This is a genomic window from Kribbella deserti, assembly GCF_042434725.1.
Classification (GTDB): domain Bacteria; phylum Actinomycetota; class Actinomycetes; order Propionibacteriales; family Kribbellaceae; genus Kribbella; species Kribbella deserti.
In genome coordinates this window covers 279049-298028 of the sequence record NZ_JBHLTC010000001.1, presented here as the reverse complement: position 1 = coordinate 298028, position 18980 = coordinate 279049, and the positions used below count along the sequence as shown (strand labels likewise).

17 protein-coding genes and 1 pseudogene are annotated in these 18980 nt (G+C 67.8%); 6 read left to right on the top strand and 12 right to left on the bottom strand.

Going from position 1 to position 18980, the window contains the following annotated elements; translation table 11 throughout:
• Positions 1-639 precede the first annotated feature (639 nt).
• The 5 genes from hemW to ACFFGN_RS01345 all read right to left on the bottom strand — a co-directional run bounded on the left by hemW (position 640) and on the right by ACFFGN_RS01345 (position 6857).
• Positions 640-1854, bottom strand: coding sequence for a radical SAM family heme chaperone HemW (hemW, locus tag ACFFGN_RS01365; RefSeq protein WP_380043368.1), 1215 nt, complete (start codon positions 1852-1854; stop codon positions 640-642).
• Between the two features lie 10 nt (positions 1855-1864).
• A complete protein-coding gene (locus tag ACFFGN_RS01360; RefSeq protein WP_380043367.1) occupies positions 1865-3697 on the bottom strand; it encodes an AMP-dependent synthetase/ligase in 1833 nt (610 codons plus the stop codon).
• Positions 3698-3872: 175 nt separating this feature from the next.
• A complete protein-coding gene (locus ACFFGN_RS01355) occupies positions 3873-4901 on the bottom strand; it encodes an aspartate-semialdehyde dehydrogenase (RefSeq protein WP_380043366.1) in 1029 nt (342 codons plus the stop codon).
• A gap of 189 nt (positions 4902-5090) precedes the next feature.
• Positions 5091-5279: a tautomerase family protein gene (locus ACFFGN_RS01350; protein ID WP_380043365.1), complete on the bottom strand. Its 189-nt coding sequence runs from the start codon at positions 5277-5279 to the stop codon at positions 5091-5093.
• 66 nt (positions 5280-5345) lie between these two features.
• Positions 5346-6857, bottom strand: coding sequence for a sodium:solute symporter family protein (locus ACFFGN_RS01345; RefSeq protein WP_380043364.1), 1512 nt, complete (start codon positions 6855-6857; stop codon positions 5346-5348).
• 178 nt (positions 6858-7035) lie between these two features.
• Between ACFFGN_RS01345 and kduI the strand changes: the two genes are divergently transcribed.
• From kduI to ACFFGN_RS01330, 3 genes are all read left to right on the top strand, one after another.
• Entirely contained in the window at positions 7036-7875 is an 840-nt protein-coding gene (kduI, locus tag ACFFGN_RS01340; protein ID WP_380043363.1) for a 5-dehydro-4-deoxy-D-glucuronate isomerase, read from the top strand.
• A complete protein-coding gene (locus ACFFGN_RS01335) occupies positions 7872-8621 on the top strand; it encodes an SDR family oxidoreductase (protein WP_380043361.1) in 750 nt (249 codons plus the stop codon). The genes kduI and ACFFGN_RS01335 overlap by 4 nt, the downstream gene beginning before the upstream one ends.
• Before the next feature lie 112 nt (positions 8622-8733).
• Entirely contained in the window at positions 8734-9483 is a 750-nt protein-coding gene (locus ACFFGN_RS01330) for an IclR family transcriptional regulator (protein ID WP_380043360.1), read from the top strand.
• Positions 9484-9776: 293 nt separating this feature from the next.
• Here the strand turns inward: ACFFGN_RS01330 and ACFFGN_RS01325 are convergent, their stop codons facing one another.
• A complete protein-coding gene (locus ACFFGN_RS01325; protein ID WP_380043359.1) occupies positions 9777-11024 on the bottom strand; it encodes an MFS transporter in 1248 nt (415 codons plus the stop codon).
• Complete coding sequence (locus tag ACFFGN_RS01320; protein WP_380043358.1) at positions 11021-11656, bottom strand: MOSC domain-containing protein; 636 nt, start codon at positions 11654-11656, stop codon at positions 11021-11023. The genes ACFFGN_RS01325 and ACFFGN_RS01320 overlap by 4 nt, the downstream gene beginning before the upstream one ends.
• Before the next feature lie 191 nt (positions 11657-11847).
• Here ACFFGN_RS01320 and ACFFGN_RS01315 point away from each other — a divergent pair, with 191 nt between their 5' ends.
• On the top strand, positions 11848-12315 hold the full coding sequence (locus ACFFGN_RS01315; RefSeq protein WP_380043357.1) for an NUDIX domain-containing protein: 468 nt from the start codon (positions 11848-11850) through the stop codon (positions 12313-12315).
• A gap of 33 nt (positions 12316-12348) precedes the next feature.
• Here the strand turns inward: ACFFGN_RS01315 and ACFFGN_RS01310 are convergent, their stop codons facing one another.
• The 5 genes and pseudogenes from ACFFGN_RS01310 to ACFFGN_RS01290 form a co-directional block, all read right to left on the bottom strand.
• Positions 12349-12840, bottom strand: a complete 492-nt coding sequence (locus tag ACFFGN_RS01310) for a hypothetical protein (RefSeq protein ID WP_380043656.1) — start codon at positions 12838-12840, stop codon at positions 12349-12351.
• A gap of 341 nt (positions 12841-13181) precedes the next feature.
• A pseudogene (locus tag ACFFGN_RS01305) lies at positions 13182-13502 on the bottom strand (adenylyl-sulfate kinase); the annotation flags it as partial.
• 53 nt (positions 13503-13555) lie between these two features.
• On the bottom strand, positions 13556-14428 hold the full coding sequence (locus ACFFGN_RS01300) for an aminoglycoside phosphotransferase family protein (RefSeq protein WP_380043356.1): 873 nt from the start codon (positions 14426-14428) through the stop codon (positions 13556-13558).
• Positions 14429-14454: 26 nt separating this feature from the next.
• On the bottom strand, positions 14455-16356 hold the full coding sequence (gene lepA, locus ACFFGN_RS01295; protein WP_380043355.1) for a translation elongation factor 4: 1902 nt from the start codon (positions 16354-16356) through the stop codon (positions 14455-14457).
• A gap of 86 nt (positions 16357-16442) precedes the next feature.
• Positions 16443-17063, bottom strand: a complete 621-nt coding sequence (locus ACFFGN_RS01290; RefSeq protein ID WP_380043354.1) for a hypothetical protein — start codon at positions 17061-17063, stop codon at positions 16443-16445.
• Between the two features lie 175 nt (positions 17064-17238).
• Between ACFFGN_RS01290 and ACFFGN_RS01285 the strand changes: the two genes are divergently transcribed.
• Positions 17239-17709 (top strand): sigma-70 family RNA polymerase sigma factor, encoded by a 471-nt coding sequence (locus ACFFGN_RS01285; protein WP_380043353.1) that lies wholly within the window; start codon positions 17239-17241, stop codon positions 17707-17709.
• Positions 17706-18944 carry a hypothetical protein gene (locus ACFFGN_RS01280; protein WP_380043352.1) on the top strand — a complete coding sequence of 413 codons (1239 nt, stop codon included), beginning with the start codon at positions 17706-17708 and terminating at the stop codon, positions 18942-18944. Before ACFFGN_RS01285 ends, ACFFGN_RS01280 begins: the two co-directional genes overlap by 4 nt.
• Positions 18945-18980 lie beyond the last annotated feature (36 nt).

Sequence of the window (18980 nt, the reverse complement as noted above, 5' to 3'; positions counted from 1 at the left end):
GGCGCCTCCCGTTTATTGCGTGACGGGTTGGGTGGCGGCTTTGGGCGGTTGGTGACGACCGGCGGTCTGGGCGGATCGGCTACCGACTTTTGGCGCGGCTACCTGGTTGGAGCCGGGTAGCGGTCAAACAACTCGGCAGCGGCGGCGCCACAACCGGGTAGCCGTGCAAATCCCCGGCACTGGTGTCTGGGTAGGCCGCCCAGGATGGCGGCTTGTCCGGTGTCTGGCAGTGGCTGGCCAGGCCATGCCGGGGATACCTCGGGCGCCGATCGCGCGGGCGAATCGCGGCGACCATTGCGCAAGTCGACCTCCGAAATGGGGAGTGGACCCGTCAAGTTCGAGACGTCGACCCCCGATCGGAGAGGTCGACCCGCGAACTTCGAGCGCGTGCCTGCAAGGCCGATACGGGATACGCCTCAACCCGAACACCGATGCGCCCGGACCTCCACGCGACGACGCGTTCAACTCTCGAGGAGGCGGGGCACATCCGTCCGGCAGACCGGGCTTTTGACCTGCAGGCGTCCCGGTTAGACCCTGGTATGTCCACGCCAGACCGCGATCCGGGCCGCGGCGACCAGGCATGGTGGCGCGTCCACCCCGCTGCCTTCACGTCGTCACTGTGAGGGCGGATCGCGCGGGTTAGGGCAGGAGGTCGCGGATTATGGCGTCGGCGAGGAGGCGGCCGGGGCGGGTGAGGACCAGGTGCGGGCCTGGTTCGAGGGTGAGCAGGCCGCGGGCGAGGGCTTCGGCGGCGGCTTTGTGGCCGGGTTCGTCCAGGAGGGACGCGGGTAGGCCGGAGCGGAGGCGGAGTTCGAGCAGAACTCGTTCTACCCGGCGGGTCTCGTCGTCCAGGACCTCACGGGCGTACGCCGGACTCGTGCCGGTGGTAAGCCTTTCGGCGTAGGCGGTCGGGTGTTTGACGTTCCACCAGCGGACACCGCCGACATGGCTGTGCGCGCCTGGGCCGATCCCCCACCAGGTGTCGCCACGCCAGTAGAGCTCGTTGTGCCGGCACCGGGCCTCGGGACTACGCGCCCAGTTCGAAACCTCGTACCAGCCGAGGCCGGCCGCGGTCAGCAGGTCGTCGGCCAGCACGTACTTGTCGGCCAGATCGTCGTCATCGGGCATGGGCAGTTCACCCCGGCGGATCCGCCGCGCCAGCTGCGTCCCGTCCTCGACGATCAACGCGTACGCGCTGACGTGATCCGGCTCGGCCGATAACGCCGACTCCAGCGAGATCCGCCAGTCCTTCAGCGACTCCCCCGGCGTCCCGTAGATCAGATCCAGGTTCACATGCTCGAATCCGGCCGCGGTCGCCTCGCGCACAGCCTCGAGGGCACGCCCGGCCGTGTGCTGCCGGTCCAGAATCTGCAGCACCTTCGCCGAGGAGCTCTGCATGCCGAAGGAGACCCGGTTGAACCCGGCCTCCCGCAACGCCGCCAGCGAAGCCGGGTCGACCGACTCCGGATTGGCCTCGGTGGTGACCTCCGCGTCCGGCGCGAGCCCGAACTCGTCGCGAACGGCCGCCAGCATCCGGCCCAAGTCGTCGGCCGGCAGCAGGGTCGGCGTACCGCCGCCGAAGAACACCGTGTCGACCGGCCGGCCGAGGTCGCCGAGGGCCTGGCGGGCCAGCCGGACCTCGGCGACGGCGGTGTCGGCGTACGACGCCTGGGAACCGCCGCCGCCGAGCTCCTTGGCGGTGTAGGTGTTGAAGTCGCAGTAGCCACACCGGGCGGCGCAGAACGGCACGTGCAGGTAGAACCCGAACGGCCTGGTCCGCGCCTCCGCTATCGATGCCGGGGGCAACGACCCGTCAACGGGTGGCGGGTCGCCCTCGGGCAGCGTGGATGGCACACGGTCAAGCCTACTTGTACATCTCGTCCAAGGTGTCGCGGTAGGTCTTCTCGACGTGCTTGCGCTTCAGCTTGAGACTGGGCGTGATCTCGCCGTTCTCCACGGTGAGGTCCCGGTCGAGAATGGCGAACTTCTTCACCGTCTCCCAGCGGTTCAAGCCCGAGTTGAGCTCGTCGATGTAACCCTGCACCATCTCGCGGGCCTGGTCGGACTTGACGATCTCGGCGTACGACTTGCCGCCGAGGTCGTTCTGCTCCGCCCAGCCCTGGATCGCGTCGGGGTCCAGAGTGACCAGGGCGCTGACGAAGTTGCGCTGGTCGCCGTGCACCACGAACTGGCTCGCGTACGGGCAGATGGTCTTGAAGGAACCCTCGATCGACTGCGGCGCGATGTACTTGCCGCCGGAGGTCTTGAAGAGGTCCTTCTTCCGGTCGGTGATGTAGAGGAAGTTGTTCTCCACATGGCCGATGTCCCCGGTGTGGAACCAGCCGTCGACGATCACCTCGGAGGTCTGGTCGGGTTGGTTGTGATATCCGCTCATCACGCCCGGGCCCTTGATCAGCACCTCGCCGTCCTCGGCGATGGCGATCTGCGTGCCAGTCAGCGGCGTACCGACGCTGCCGAGGCGGTACTTGTCGGTGCGGTTCAGCGTCGAGCCGGCCGCGGTCTCGGTCAGGCCGTAGCCCTCGACGATCAGCAGGCCGGCCGCGTGGAACCACTCGGCCAGTTCCTTGTTCAGCGCGGCGGCACCGGACACGAACAGCCGGATCCGGCCGCCGAACCGGGCCCGGATCTTCGACAGCACGAGCTTGTCGGCCAGTCCGAACTGCACCGCAAGCAGGCCGCTCGGCTCCTTGCCGTCCTGGCGCAGCTTGGACACCTTGCGCCCGACGCCGAAGGCCCAGTGGAACAGCTTGGCCTTGATCCCGCCCTCGGCCTCCATCATCGTCACGACCCGGCCGTGGGCCTTCTCGAAGATACGCGGCGCCGCGCCCATGAAAGTGGGCTGTACGACGGCGAGGTTGTCCACGATCTTGTCGACCCGGCCATCAACCGCGCTGGCGAAACCGATCTGCATCTGCGCGGCGATCAGGCCCTGGCCGAACACGTGGGCCAACGGCAGCCACAGGTACTGCAGGTCGTCCCCGGTCAGCTGACGGGAGTGCTCGACCGAGGAGCCGAGCCAGGTCCACGCCGAGTGCGCCAGGCGCACGCCCTTCGGCCGGCCCGTCGTACCGGAGGTGTAGATCAAAGTGCAGAGCTGGTCCGGCTGGATCTGCCCGACCCGGTCATCGACCACGTCGGGGTGCTCGGCGAGGTACTTCTGGCCGAGCTCGTCCAGCTGGGCGACCGTCATCACCCAGTCGCCGTCGCGCTCTTCGGGCTCACCGTCGATCAGCACGACCTTCTGCACCGAAGGCAGTTCGGTGCGGTGCTGGCGCAGCTTGTCGACCTGGCCGGCGTCCTCGGCGAAAACCAGCCGGGCCTCGGAGTCGGCGGTGATGAACGCGACGTCGGTCGCCACCGTGGTCGGGTAGATCGTGGTCGTCGCCGCGGCCGCGAGCACGATGGCCAGATAGCACTGGATCCACTCGACCCGGGTGCTCGACGCGATGGCCACCCGCTGCTGCGGTTCGATTCCCAGGGCGATCAGGCCCGCGGCCCGTCGCCGTACCAGCTCGTCGGTTTCTTTCCAGGTGACCGACTTCCAGCCCGAATCGGCTGGTGCGCGGAACGCCTCCCGATTCGGTGTCGTCGCGACGCGGTCCAGGAACATCTGCGCGAGATGGTCCTTGCGCGTAGTCAGCTCGGTGACGTCGCCACCGTCTGCAACAGGCATCATGCGGGCCTCCCCAGGCACTAAGTAACCGAACGGTAGTGCGTCAGCCGGGTGCCTGACTACGGTCCTCGCATGCCTGTCCGCACCATCTAGATTACGTTTCCGCATCATCCGGGCACAGCGCGTGGCCCCGACCTCACTGCGCGTACCGATCGGGGCCGATCGGCTGCTCAGAGCGTCAGCGGCGGCGGCGCAGTTCCTCCGCGATCTGTACGGCGTTGAGGGCCGCGCCCTTGCGCAGGTTGTCGTTCGAGACGAACAGCACCAGCCCGCGCCCACCCGGAACGGACTGGTCCACCCGGATCCGGCCGACGTACGACGGGTCGTTGCCCGCGGCAAGCAAAGGCGTGGGAATGTCGGCCAGCTCGACGCCGGGAGCCGCCGAGAGCAGTTCGGTGGCCCGCTCCGGCGAAATGGCCTCGGCGAACTCGGCGTGGATCGTCAGCGAGTGCCCGGTGAAAACCGGCACGCGCACGCACGTCCCGGCGACGGCCAGCTCCGGAATGTGCAGGATCTTCCGGCTTTCGTTGCGGAGCTTCTGCTCCTCGTCGGTCTCGCCCGAGCCGTCGGCCACGATCGAGCCGGCCAGCGGTACGACGTTGAACGCGATCGGCGCCTGGTAGACCGAAGGCGTGGGCAGTTCGACGCCCGCCGTACCGAGCGCGAGCGCCTCGGCGCCCTCGATCAAGCCCTGGGTCTGGCCGTACAGCTCTTGTACGCCGACTCCACCCGAGCCCGAAACGGCCTGGTACGTCGACACGATCAGCCGGGTCAGTCCGGCCTCGCGGTGCAACGGCGCGAGCACCGGCATCGCCGCCATCGTGGTGCAGTTCGGGTTGGCCACGATGCCCTTGGGCGTGTGATCCAGGTCCTCGGGATTGACCTCGGCCACCACCAGCGGCACGTCCGGGTCCATCCGCCAGCCGGACGAGTTGTCCACCACGATGGCGCCGGCAGCCGCGACCTTCGGCGCGAACTCGCGGGAAGCCGTTTTGCCGTTGGAGAACAGCGCGAGATCCAGCCCGGCGAAGTCGGCCGTGGCCGAGTCCTCGACGGTGATCTTCTCGTCACCGAACGGCAATTGGGTGCCGGCGGACCGGGCGGAGGCGAAGTACCGCACCTCGTCCACCGGGAACTTCCGCTCGATCAGCAACTGGCGCATCACGGCGCCGACCTGGCCTGTGGCTCCGAAGACTCCTACTCGCATGCCTTGAATCTAGTCGACCGTCGCCTGGTCCACCGCCGCATTCCGAGCAGTGAACAAGAGCAGGCAGTGACCACGAGCGGACGGCGCAGCGAAGGACAGGGGGCCGGCGGCAGGCGGCAGGCGGCAGGCGGACGTGGAACGACCCGGGTCCCGGCGGGGTGGGCTGGGACCCGGGTCGGCTGTGAGGACTCAGACCTCGTCGGACACCAGGGTGCCGCCGTTGGCCACGTCGGACTTCTCGATCTCGGTGAAGACGATGCGCACCGACTCCCGCTTCGCATTCAGGATCGAGATCGCCGCCTCGGTCACCGCGGTGACGAACTCGCGCCGCTGGTCCATGGTCCGGCCGGACAGCAGCTCGACGGAGATGTTGGGCATAGGTGCTCCTTCAGAAGGCGTCAATGGTTCCGCAGTTGAGAACAGGCTCCCATCATATGGAACCGATCAATGTACGGGCGCGGGCTGCCCATCAGCAGTCTCGGTGACGTCGTCGTCGTCGTTCAGCGAGTCGACCAGCACGTTCACGTCGTCGCGGCGCTCCGGCATCAGCAGGCCCATGCCGACGTAGATGACCAGAGAGGTTGCCAATGGCAACGCCACCACCAGCGTGACGTCCTTGGACTCGATGCCCCACTTCACGATCGCCCAGACGGTCAGGCCGACGGCCCAGGAGGTGATCGCGGCGCGCGGGCCGGAACGCTTGAACCACGGCAGCATGCCGAGCATCAGCGGAATCGAGATCGGGCCCATCGTCGCGGCCACCAGGTCGACGACGATCTTCAGTACCACGCCCTGGCCGTTGGTCAGGATCGCGATCAGCATGCTCGCGGTGACAAAGGTGAAGGTGGTGATCCGGGCGAACTTCAGCGCGCCGGCGTCGCTGAGGTTGCGCACCTTCTTGACCAGCACCGGGGCGATATCGCGGGTGATCACCGAGGAGATCACGTTCGCGTCGGAGGCCACCATCGCCATCGTGTGCGAGAAGAACCCGGCCAGCACCAGACCGATCAGGCCGGACGGCAAGAGCAGCTGCGCCAGCTCGACGTACGCCTGCTCGGACTTGCCGAGGTTGGGCACCAGCAGCGGCGCGGCGCACATCGGGATGAACAGGATCAGTGGCCAGACCAGCCACAGACCACTGGACAGCAAAGCCGAACGCTTGGCGGCGGAGCCGGACGGCGCGGCCATGTACCGCTGGGCCAGGTTCCACATACCGCCGTTGTACTCGAAGGTCTTGATGAACAGGAAGGCGATCAGATAGCCACTGGTGTACGGTCCGGTGAGCGGATCACCGTGGCCCTCCGGCAGCTTGTCCCACATCGTCCACAGCGTGGAAACGCCGTCCAGGTGGGCCAGCACGCCGATGAACATGGCGATACCGGCCGCGGCCTGGATGATGAACTGACCGAAATCGGTGAGCACGTCGGCCCACAGACCACCGAGCGTCGCGTACAGCATCGTGACGACGCCGGTGAGCAGAATGCCCCAGCGCATCGGCACGCCGGTGAATCCGTTCAGCAAAATGGCGATCGCGACCCACTTGGCGGCGATGTCGACCACCTTCAGGGTGGCACCGCTGTACGCGAGCACCTGCTGGGTGGGCAGGTTGTAGCGCCGCGCCAGATACTCCAGCGGCGAGACGACGCCGTGCTTCGACCGCAGGCGGTTCCAGCGGGCGGCGAACAGGAACGCGCCGATACCGACACCGACGCCGATCGAAACCGCCCACCACACGTAGACCGTGATGCCGTAGTCGTAGGCGACGGCGGCGAACGCGACGAACATGACCGCGCTGTAACCGGACATGTGGTGGGAGATCCCCGACAGCCACCACGGGATCCGTCCCCCGGTGGTGAAGTAGTCGACGATCGTTTTGATCTTCGTGCGGGACCACACGCCGATCAGCACCATCAACACGAAATAGCCGGCCAGCACCGACCAGTCGAGGGCTGTCATGACACTCCTCACGAGCAGGCTGAGACCCCAGACGGGGTGACCAGAAGGTTCCATCTGTCAGAACCAGGTGTCAATAGGTGGAACTGTTTCCTCCCGCCTCTGCAGCCGACCTGAGCTGAGTGAACGCGAAATGCAGACAGGGTTTGACAGAAGGTTCCGCCTGATAGAACCTGGTTCTGTGACTGATCTCGAGGTTCGCCACGCCACGCATCCCGACCAGGTGCCCGGGTTCGACACCGCCGCGCTGCGCCGCGCCTATCTGGTCGAGCGGCTGTTCACCGACGACGAGGTGACCGCCGTACTGACCCATCACGACCGGATCGTGCTGGCCGGCGCCCGCCCGGCGAACGGCCCGCTGACACTCGGCACCTGGCCGGAGCTGCGCAGCGAGTTCTTCCTGGAGCGCCGCGAGGCCGGCATCGTGAACGTCGGCGGCGCCGGCACGATCACGGTCGACGGCACGAAGTACGACCTGGCCCCGGGCGCCTGCCTGTACGCCGGCCGAGGCGCGCGGGAGGTCACGTTCGAGTCCGCGAGCGCCTCCGAACCGGCCGACTTCTACATCTTCTCGGCGACGGCCCACACCGCCTACCCGACGACCCTGGTCGCGCCCGGCGAGGGCAACCGCCTCGAGCTCGGCGACCAGCAGACCTCGAACCGCCGCACGATCAACCAGTACATCCACGCCAACGGCGTGCAGAGCTGCCAGGTCGTGCTGGGTGTCACCACGCTCCACCCCGGTAGTACCTGGAACACGATGCCCGCGCACACGCACGACCGCCGGACCGAGTGCTACCTCTACTTCGGTCTGCCCGAGACCGAGCGCGTCGTACACCTGCTCGGCGAGCCGGACGAGACCCGCCATCTGCTGATCGCGGACCGCCAGGCCGTCATCTCCCCCAGCTGGTCGATCCACTCCGGCGTCGGTACGGCGGCGTACAGCTTCGTCTGGGCGATGGCCGGAGAGAACCAGGCCTTCACCGATATGGACGGCGTCGACGTCCAGGACCTTCGGTGACGTTCTCCCTGCGCGGCCGGACCGCCCTCGTCACGGGTGCCCGGCGCGGTATCGGCGCGGCGATCGCGGCCGGCCTCGCGGAAGCGGGCGCGGATCTGGTCCTGATGGCGCGCGACGACGCACTGGCGGACACCCTCGCGGCGATCAAGGCGCACGGCCAGGACGCGAGTGTGGTCACCGCGGACTTCACGGATCCGGCCGAGGTCGAGGCGGTCGCGACGGCGCTGGCCAGGTCCCGGCCGATCGACATCCTGGTGAACAACGCGGGCACGATCCGGCGGGGGCCCGCGGCAACAACCGAGGCGGCCGACTGGCAGCACGTACTGGACGTGAATCTGAACTCGACCTGGGCGGTCACTCGGCCGATCGGCGCGGCCATGCTCGAACGCGGCGCCGGCAAGATCATCACGATCGCCTCGCTGCTCAGCTTCCAGGGCGGTATCACCGTGCCGGCCTACACCGCCAGCAAGCACGCGGTGGCCGGCCTGACCAAGGCGCTCGCGAACGAGTGGGGCCCGCACGGCCTGCAGGTCAACGCGATCGCCCCGGGCTACATCGCCACCGACAACACCACCGATCTGCGCGCCGACGCCGAGCGGGAGGCGGGCATCCGCGACCGCATCCCGGCCGGCCGCTGGGGTACGCCGGAAGATCTGACCGGAGCGGCGGTCTTCCTCGCGTCGGGCGCCTCCGACTACGTCAATGGCCATATCCTCGCGGTCGACGGCGGGTGGCTGGCCCGCTAGTGCCCTGCGTCCGAAGTTGCTTGAGTGATTGCGGTGGTCAGGGGCGTGCATCGCGGTCGCAGGGCACTAGACCCTGCGGGGATTCGGAGAAAGAGGTGTCAGGATGAGCACCATGAGTTCACCTTCGGCCATCGACAAGACGCTGATGGTGCTCGACGCCGTCCTCGAGCACTCCCGGTTCACCGACGTGGTGAACGCGACCGGCCTGGCCAAGTCCACCGTGCACCGGATCATGGCCTCGCTGGTCGAACACGAGTTCGTCGCGCAGGCCGAGGACGGGTCGTACCATCCCGGTCCGAAGGCCCTACGGCTCGCCGGGCACGCCCTGACCAACGTCGACCTGGCGACGGTGGCCCGGCCGGTGCTGGCGGACCTGGTCGCGCAGACCCGGTGCACGGTGCACGTCGGCCTCCTGAACGGCGACGAGGCGATCTACGTCGCGCGCCTGGACGGGCCGAAGCCGTACCGGATGCCGTCGCGGGTCGGTAAGGCCTTCTGGCTGCACTGCACGGGTATCGGCAAGGCCCTACTGGCCGAACAAAGCGACGAGACGATCGACGCGCTGGTGCATCGGACGGGGTTGCCGGCGCGTACGCCGCTCACCCACACGACCGCGACGGCGTTGAAGGCGGACCTGGCTCAAGTCCGCGCGCGTGGTTACGCCCTGGACGACGAGGAGAACGAGCCCGGCATCCGCTGCGTGGCCGCCGTAATCCACGACCACACCGGTACCGCCATCGCCGCGGTGAGCATTTCCACTCTCTCCCTGGAACAATCCATCGCCCAGGTAGCCCTCATGGCCCCCGCCGCCATCGAAGCCGCCCGCAAAATCTCCGCCGCCCTCGGCCACCGCGAACCCTAACCACCCCAACGACCGCATTGGCCTAGGCACTGCGTCGATTGGTCTGGATTTGACCCGCTGCCGCGGCGGGTCACCGTGGTCGCGGACGATCATGCGGTCAAATCCTGACGAATCGCCGCTAATCCCGGCCAAGGAACCACCCCGGCACGGACGTCTTTCCCACGGAACCACCCGGGCGGAGCTAGTACGTCGTACAGCACTAGCGTCCTGAGTCGGGATTTGCCCGCATGCACCTTGCCAGTCGTCTGACCCGCCGCTGAAGCAGGGCAAATCCAGACCAATCGACGCAGGGCTTAAGTGGTTCCGGCTGGTGCGGGGGTTGGTACGGGGGTTGGTACGGGGTTGGGGCGGCGGGCGGCGGCCCAGTGGACTACGGGGACGAACAGGACGCCGACGAGGGCGAACCAGGCGCCGAGGATTAGCCAGCCGGGGACGCCGAGGCCGAGTGGCAGGAGGGCCAAGACGGTTGGGGCGAGCATCGTGCTGATCGACATACTCGTACCCCAAACACCCTGGTACTGCCCCTGCGCATGCTCCGGCGCCAGGTCATAACCGAGCAGGAACGAACCAGACGACTGCATCAGCTCACCCAGCACCTGCACAAACGCGCCGATCGCGAGCAGCGCCACGGCCGTTTTGACCCCACCACCCGACGCCCCGGCGAACAACGCCATCGATGCCAAGAGCAACAACCCGGCGGTCCGGCTGGCACGCGCGGCCGAAGCGGGATCCGAAATCCCCCGGCTGGAACGGACCTGGAACAACGCGACCACCGCCGTGTTGATGATCAGCAGCAGCGCCACCGTCCAGGCCGGCGCCTCGGTGTGATCGACCACCCAGAGCGGAATCGCGACATCCAGTACGGCGAAGTGGATCGACATCGCGGCGTTGAGCCCGGCCACGGCGAGATATCCCTTGTCCCGCAGGGCGACCCAGACCGGCCCGTCATCGCTGTTGGGAACCGGCGCCACCCGCGGCACGGTCAAGATGATCAGCGCCGAGGCGATCGTGAGCGCCGCGTTCGTGACGAACATCCAGCGGTAGACCGACGCGCTGTCGAAATGCAGGGCCAGCGCACCGACACCCGCACCGGCCATGATGCCGATGTTGGTGATCGCGCGCAGATATGCCCTGGCCGCGACCCGGCCGACGCCGTCCTTGGTCAATGCCCCGATCAACGCGGCCCGAACGGCGCCCGCGCCACGGTCGAGCATCGTCAGCACGATCGCGACGGCCAGGAACTGCGCGAACGTATCGACCAGCAGGTAGAGCAGCGATATGCCCGCCACGGTGATGCTCAGGAGAACGAACAGCGTGCGCGGCCCACGCCGATCGGCCAGATGCCCGAGCGGTACGGCGGACAGCAGGCCGAACAACCCCGCGATGGTCAGTCCCAGGCCGATCTCCGCGATCGACAGGCCCACCACCCGGTTGAAGTAGAGCACGCTGATCGTCATCAGCAGGCCATTGCCGATCCGGCTGATCAGCGTCGCGAGCGCCAGCGGCCGGAGCGGACCTGGTGCCGGGATCACGCCCTTCACGCGCGGGCGGCGACGCGTTCGGCGAGCGCGCGGATCTCCGGCATCAGGTTGATCCCGGACGCCAGCAGACCGCGCATCTTGGCCGGGTCCTGATCGCCGAACAGGACCGCGATCGTCACCTCATGCTCGGGTCGACGCAGCACGGTGATCGCATCGCCCGTAGCGACCGACCCGGTCTTGAGCACCTGCAGGTACGCGCCCGGCCGGCCGGCTTGGTGGAACCGCTTGATCCACCCGGGCAAACCCATCCGGTCCTGGAAGGTGATGCACGGAATTCGCGGCGCCCGTACCTCCACCTCGACGGCATCCGGCCCGTCGCCGAACCGCCACCGCTCCCCGATCAACGCGCCACTCACGTCCAAACCGTCGGTGTCGAGGTTCTCCCCGAACAGTCCCGGCGGAATTTCCCGCTCGAGCTGTCCCGCCCACCAGGACCGGTCCTCGTCGGCGTACAGGTACAACGCCTGATCGGGTCCACCGTGGTTCGCGGTATCGCAAACCGAGTCCCCCGCAAGCCCCAACGATCCGACCGCCACCCGTCCGGCCTGCGGCCGCTTGTCGATCGCCGTGAACCCGGTGTCCTTCGGCCCGGGGATCAGCTCCTCCACCACATTCACCGAAGTAACCCGCATGCCCCCATCCTCCCCCTTCCCCCCCACCCCCGCCCACCCATTTTCCGCCCCCCCCCGCGCGCCGGTATCCCACTCATCGGGCGCTTGGAACGCGGCGTGTCGCCGTTCATCGGACTCTTCTGACCGGCTCGCCGGCGGCCGCGAGCCGGGGGTGATCGGGCGGGCGAGATGTTGATCGGTCAAGCTTGGGCATGGCTTTGATCTCCCGCCCGACCGTTCGGGTGGTCCTGCTGGACGACAAGGACCGATTACTGCTGTTCTCAAGCGAGTCGCCCCGGCGCTGGTATCTGCCCGGCGGCGGACTTCGCCCCGGCGAGACGTACGAGGCCGCCGCGCAGCGTGAGATCGAGGAAGAGACCGGTCTCGCCAACGCGCCGATCGGCCCCGAGGTCTGGCGCGGCCGGCCGTGGACGGCCAACTTCGAAGGCGTGGGCTACGAGGTGCACCAGCGCTACTACCTGGCGCGCGTACCGGCGTACGAGATCTCGACCGCCGGGTTCGAGGCGTTCGAACGCTCGCAGATCACCGGACACAAATGGTGGACCTTGCGCGAGTTGACCATCAGTACGGACCTCCTGCGCCCAGCGAACCTCCCGGCCCTGGTGGCCGACTTACTGCACCAGGGACCGCCGGTGACCCCCACGTCGATCGACGGCTGAACGGCCGCGTCAGTCCTGGACTGCGGTCGACGGCTAAAGCGCGGCCTTTGCGGCCTCCGCGACCGTGAGGGTTGTGGTGTCCAGCCGTACGTCGCCCAGGTCGTTGCGTTCTAGGTCGTCGGCGAGGCGCTGGGCCTTCGCGATGACCTCGCGTACGACGTTCGGCGGCTGGCCAGCGAGGCTGTCGCCGGGCGCGCGCCAACCATCGCCTTCGGCGCGAAGCTGGATCCGCTCGGCCAGTTGCCGATGCTCCGCGTGGAGACGGACCAACGTCAGCTTCAACTCGGCCTTGTAGACGTCGAGCGCGTCCTCATCCTCGACCGGGCCGGCGACCACCAGCCGTTCGGCCCCGGCCTTGCGGAACGACTGCCACAAATCGGCGAGATTGCGCGCCTTGATCCGATGGCCGGCGGGACCCGGGACGGGCCGCATGAACCCGATCTGCTCGAGGTCGAGATAGGCCGTCGGCACGCCACTTCCCAGCAACGACTGGAAGATCTCGAACCCGACCGACGACTTCCCCACGCCGGTAGGCCCGCACAACCAGAGGACGTCGCCGGACGCACCGGCCGCAACTCGTCGTCGACACGGCGATCCGGTCGCACCTCGTCCTCGGCAAGGCGATCCGGCCCTGCGTCGTCCTCGGCAAGGCGGTCCGGCCGCACGTCGTCCTCGGCGACGCAGTCAGTCGGCGGCGGCAGGTTGGCTTGGGCGAGGCGGGCCACGTCGGCGACCGACAGGCCGTCGGTATCGACGTACAGGTCGGCGAAGTCGCTGCGGTCGAGCGCCTCGGCCTCGGCAAGCGCCTCCGCCTGCAGCTCGGCGTCCCACCCTCGCTCGCGAAGACGCCGAACGAGTTCGCCCGTTCCGACCCGAAGTCTGCACAACCTCAGCGCCGTACCCACGAAGTGCTCGGCATACGTGTGCGCCTGGGCCGCGTCAACGGTCCCCGATACGACGACGCAACGGGCGCCGGCCGCGCGGAAGTTCTCCACCACGCGGGCGATATTGCGGACTTTGAGCCGCTGGTTGTGCGCGTCGTCCGCCGGCGCCGGGTAACACATGCCGACCTGATCGACATCGACGTACGCGACCGGAACGCCTGCCTGCCCGAGATCGGTGAAGACCTGCCAGCCGACCGTCGACTTGCCGACACCGGTCGGGCCGCAGATCCACAACACGGGCATATTCATGGGCCCGATCCTCGGTACTCCCGAGCGTCCGGTCAAACGGATATCCGTCAGTCCTGAACGGCTTTGGCGATTGCTATCGCGCGGGTCAGCCAGTCGTCGGGAAGGAGGTCATCGGGTTCGGTCAGGGTCCAGCGCACATTGACGAGTTCCCGCACGATCACCCAGTCGCGGGCACGTTCCTCGTCGAGTTCGGCCGTATCTACGATCGCGTGAAATCGGCTGCGCACGGCCGTCCGGATATCGCCGGTGGCTACCACCTCGGGCCAGCGGTTCCACAGCAGCGGCGCCACCTCGTAGTGCGGATCGCCCGACAGCGGTTTGGGGTCGATGATCAGCCAGGGTTCACGGTCGGACGCGAGCACGTTCGCGTAGTGCAGGTCGCCGTGGATCAACCGGCCGTCGCAAGCCGGGTCAGTCGCGAAATCCCGGGCCAGCGCGGCTGCCTGCTCGACGTACCTCCGGGGAACAGGAGCCGACATAGGCAGTTCCAGGAGCTCCTGGGACCACCGGGCGGCTTGTTCCGACAGTAGGCGGTACTGGAGCCCTGCCGGGATGTGTAGCCGCTTGTAGGCACTAGCGGCCACCTCACAGGCCTCAACGTCTTCGAGGCTCGTCAAGTCCCTGGGGTGGGCCTTCTCCAGTAGGAGGGCATAGCGCCGGGGATCGGCCCGGAGTAGCCGGATCGCCCCGTCGCCGTTCCAGTCGCGCAAGGCGAGATGCTCGTGTTCAGCCTCCCAGTGCGGGAAACCGACCTTGAGCATCGCCTCGACGCCGTCGGCGGTTGTGACCGGTACAACCAGCGCACACTCGCCGTACGTCGCCTCGCCACCTGGTTTGAGGCGCCAGTCAGCCAACAGCTGCCGGAGCAGCTTCGGCAGGCCGTCCAGCCAGATCTGCCAATCGGGCCCGCGGCTACCCACCTTGCGGAACTCCGCGGGTACAGCGACTACTTCTTCGCCTTGTCGCCGGGGCTTTCGCCCGTCTTCAGCGCGGCGATGAAGGCCTCCTGGGGGACCTCCACGCGACCGACCATCTTCATGCGCTTCTTGCCCTCCTTCTGCTTCTCCAGCAGCTTGCGCTTACGGGTGATGTCACCGCCGTAGCACTTCGCGAGCACGTCCTTGCGGATCGCCCGGATCGACTCGCGCGCGATCACGCGGGACCCGATGGCCGCCTGGATCGGCACCTCGAACTGCTGGCGCGGGATGAGCTCCTTGAGCTTGCCGGCCAGGGCGACGCCGTAGGAGTAGGCGTTGTCGCGGTGCACGATCGCGGAGAACGCGTCCACGGCCTCACCGTGCAGCAGGATGTCGACCTTGACCAGGTCGGCCGCCTGCTCGCCGGTGGGCTCGTAGTCGAGTGAGGCGTACCCCTTGGTCTTCGACTTCAACTGGTCGAAGAAGTCGAAGACGATCTCGGCCAGCGGCAGCGTGTAGCGCAGCTCGACCCGGTCCTCGGACAGGTACTCCATGCCCTGCAGGTTGCCGCGCTTGGTCTGGCACAGCTCCATGATCACGCCGATGTAGTCGCTCGGGCTCAGGATCGTCGCCCGCACGACCGGCTCGTAGATCTCGGCGATCTTGCCGTTGGGGAATTCGCTCGGGTTGGTCACCATCGCCGTCGGCGCGTCCGGATCGGCGCCGTCCATGACCACCCGGTAGACCACGTTGGGCGCGGTCGAGATCAGGTCCAGGTCGAACTCGCGCTCGAGCCGCTCGCGCACGATCTCCATGTGCAGCAGCCCGAGGAAGCCGCAGCGGAAACCGAAACCCAGCGCGCCGGAGGTCTCCGGCTCGTACTGCAGGGCGGCGTCGTTCAGCTGGAGCCGGTCGAGCGCGTCGCGCAGTGTCGGATAGTCGTCGCCGTCGATCGGGAACAGGCCCGAGTAGACCATCGGCTGCGGGTGCTTGTAGCCGCCGAGCGGTTCCTCCGACCCGTGCACCTGCGAGGTGACGGTGTCACCGACCCGGGACTGGCGAACGTCCTTCACACCGGTGATCAGGTAACCGACCTCGCCGACCCCGATGAACGGCGCCTTCATCGGCTCCGGGGAGATGACCCCGACCTCGAGCATCTCGTGCACGGCGCCGGTCGACATCATCTTGATCCGGTCGCGGTGCTTCAGCTCGCCGTCGACCACCCGGACGTAGGTGACGACGCCACGGTAGGTGTCGTACACCGAGTCGAAGATCAGGGCCCGCGGCGGCGCGTCCTTGACACCCTTCGGCGGCTCGATCTGCGCGACGATCTCGCTCAGCAGCGCCTCGACGCCCTCACCGGTCTTCGCCGAAACCCGCAGCACGTCCTCGGGCTTGCAGCCGATGATGTGCGCGAGCTCGGCGGCGTACTTGTCGGGCATCGCGCCGGGCAGGTCGATCTTGTTCAGCACCGGCACGATGTGCAGATCCGCGTTCAGCGCGAGATACAGGTTGGCCAGCGTCTGCGCCTCGATGCCCTGGGCAGCGTCCACCAGCAGCACCGCGCCCTCGCACGCCTCCAGCGACCGCGACACCTCGTAGGTGAAGTCGACGTGGCCGGGCGTGTCGATCATGTTCAGGATGTACGTCGTCGGCTCGTCGCTGAGCAGCCCGCCAGGGCTGTCGAGGGCCGGCTGGAACGGTAGCCGCACGGCCTGCGACTTGATCGTGATGCCCCGCTCGCGCTCGATATCCATCCGGTCGAGGTACTGCGCGCGCATCGACCGGTCGTCGACGACGCCGGTGATCTGCAACATCCGGTCCGCCAGCGTCGACTTGCCGTGGTCGATGTGGGCGATGATGCAGAAGTTGCGGATCAGCGACGGGTCGGTACGACCGGGCTGCGGCACATTCGTGGGGCCAACGGGCACGGAGGATTCCAGTTCGTCTCAAGGTTGGGCAGACAACCGCTCAATCATCCCATGCCAGTCCACCGGAATCCGCATCGACCGATCGGTCAGTCCTCCGGGTCGCCCCGCTCACACGTCTTCACCCCGAACCTGACCCACATCGACGAGTGATCCGCGAACCGCCGCTTGCCGACGCTGTACTCCATCCGCACCGCCTTGTAGCCGGCCGGCACGTGCACCGCCACCGTTCGCCGCAGATGCAGCACCAGCGCCAGGTCGACCGTCGCCGGATCGTCCGCCGACGTCTTCGCCGGCGGGATCTCCGCCCCGACCGCCGCCGTACGACGGTCCCACCCGACGCCGGGCAACTTCTTGGGCGGCCAGCCCGAGGTGATGCCAGGCAGAACCTTGGCCCCTTTCGCGTCGTGCGGGCTGATCGGGACCAGGAACGCCTCGGCGATCTCCACGCCGTCGGGCTCTACCAGCGAAATACCCGTGATCCGCGCCGTTCGCCGCCCGGAGTTCCAGATGATGTCGCGGCCCGCGCTGTAGTCGGTTCTTCCGGCAGCGCCCAGGCAGGTGCCGCCGGTGCTCTCCGACCCCTCAGCGCCGAGGCTGAGCGGGCCGCCAGGAGCTCGGCGGGTGACGTACCAAATGGCCGTTGTGGCGGCAACAAGCGCCACGACAACGGCGAGAACAAGGACCCTGCGAGACGAGCGGATACGCACCAGGTGACACTACAAGCGCGGAGGGTGACCGGAAGGTGACCCGGGGGCGCTGAGGGTGGCTGCAACAAATGTGGGCGCCGGGAGTCTCTGGAGTGTGAAGGACATGACCTTGAGTCTCAGGCGCCCGATACCACCGCCGTCGGCGCACGATAGTGAGGCCATACGCGAGGCGGCCGTGACCAGTCTTTACCGAGAGCACTGGGCCGGGATGGTGCGGTTGTCCCTGCTGATGGTGGGCGATCGCGCCTCCGCGGAGGACGTCGTACAGGAGGCCTTCGCGGCCGTCTACCGCCGCTGGGACCGGGTCGGCGAGGGCAAGCAGTTGCCGTATCTGCGATCGGCCGTGCTGAACGGCAGCCGTTCGCTGATCCGCCGCCGCAAGGTGGCGCGGCTGTACGCCCAGCCCACCGAGCGGCCGGTCTGGTCGGCGGAGCACGACGCCATCGTCGGCGAGGACCGGCGCGAGGTCCTGATCGCGCTGGACACCCTGCCGACCCGGCAGCGCGAGGTGCTCGTGCTGCGTTTCTACCTGCACCTGAGTGACCCCGAGATAGCCCAGACGCTCGGCATCCGCGAAGTGAGCGTGCGCTCGACCGCGTCCCGCGCCCTGTCCGCTCTCGGCCGCAAGCTGGAGGACCACCGATGACCAAGAACTTCGACCACCTGGACATCCGCCTGCGGGAAGCGCTCAACGCCGCCGCGGACACCGTTCCCACCCACGCCACCGGCCCCGGCCTGGCGACCCGTTCCGCCCCCAAGCCCGCCACCCGCACCTGGGCCGTCGCGGCACTGGCAGCGGCCGCCGTAGTGACCGCGATCGCCGTACCGCTCACGCTGGCCAACGACGAGCCCTCGCCGCCCGCCAGCGCGGGTCAGTGCGCCACGCCTCCCGCGGTGCAGAATCCGCTGGAGTACCCAAAGGACACCAAGCCCGATCCGCAATATCCGTGGTTGAACACCCTTCCGTTCGGCGCCGCGCCACGCGTTCCCTTCACGGTCACCGGAACTGGCGGCGGGAACTACCTGCAGGACGGCAACCTGCGGGTGCCGCTGCCCGCCGGCAAGGAGTTCGGTCCGTGGGGCCGGGTGGAGTGCGGCTGGATGGGAATCCTGTTGTCAGCGTCCGACCGTGACACCTCTGCGGTCGGCGTGCTCAGTACGTCGGGTGAGTTCCGTCCCTTCGGCACGGCCACCGGCGACGGAATGGCGCTGTCGCCGGCCGGGGATCGGGTAGCGATCGTGGAGCTGTCGCCGGGCGGCGGGTCCCGTCTGGTCACCCGGGAGATCGCCACTGGTCGCGAGGCCGACTCAGTCCCGGCTGATCCGGAGACCGAGGTACTGGGTTGGAACTCGAGCGGCATCTTCTACATGGACGGCGACAACAAGGACACGACCCGGCTCTGGACGATCGACGAGGCACCCGTGCCCGTGGCGACCGATGGCCGCCGCTTGACCGTCTGGCGTACTACCGACCGAATGGTGCTGCAACCCGCATACTCGCAAAAGCCGGGCCAGCAGGATTGCCTGAATGTCGTCGAGTTCCGAAGCGGCCGGCTGAAGACCGTGATGCAGCGATGCAGTGCGCGCGGCAGCGGTGAAGGCACCCTGTCTCCCGACGGCAAGATCTTGGCGGCCAACCGTGGGCCCAACGGGGTCCAGGGCTACCTCGTTCCGGCCAACACACCGACGAAGGCCTCGGCCGCCAAGCTGTTCCACATTCACCACGAGACGCGCTGGGAGGACAACCGCCATGTCGTGACGAGCGCCGGTCTCGGCACGGATCGTTCGGTGACTTTGCGCTGCGATGTGATCGACGGCGACTGCGAGAAGATCAGCTACGGCTCGCAGAAGGCACCGTCGATCGGCCTCGGCGGTCTCTGATTCTAAGCCGCCGAAAATCCGGGTGCCTCGGGTTTT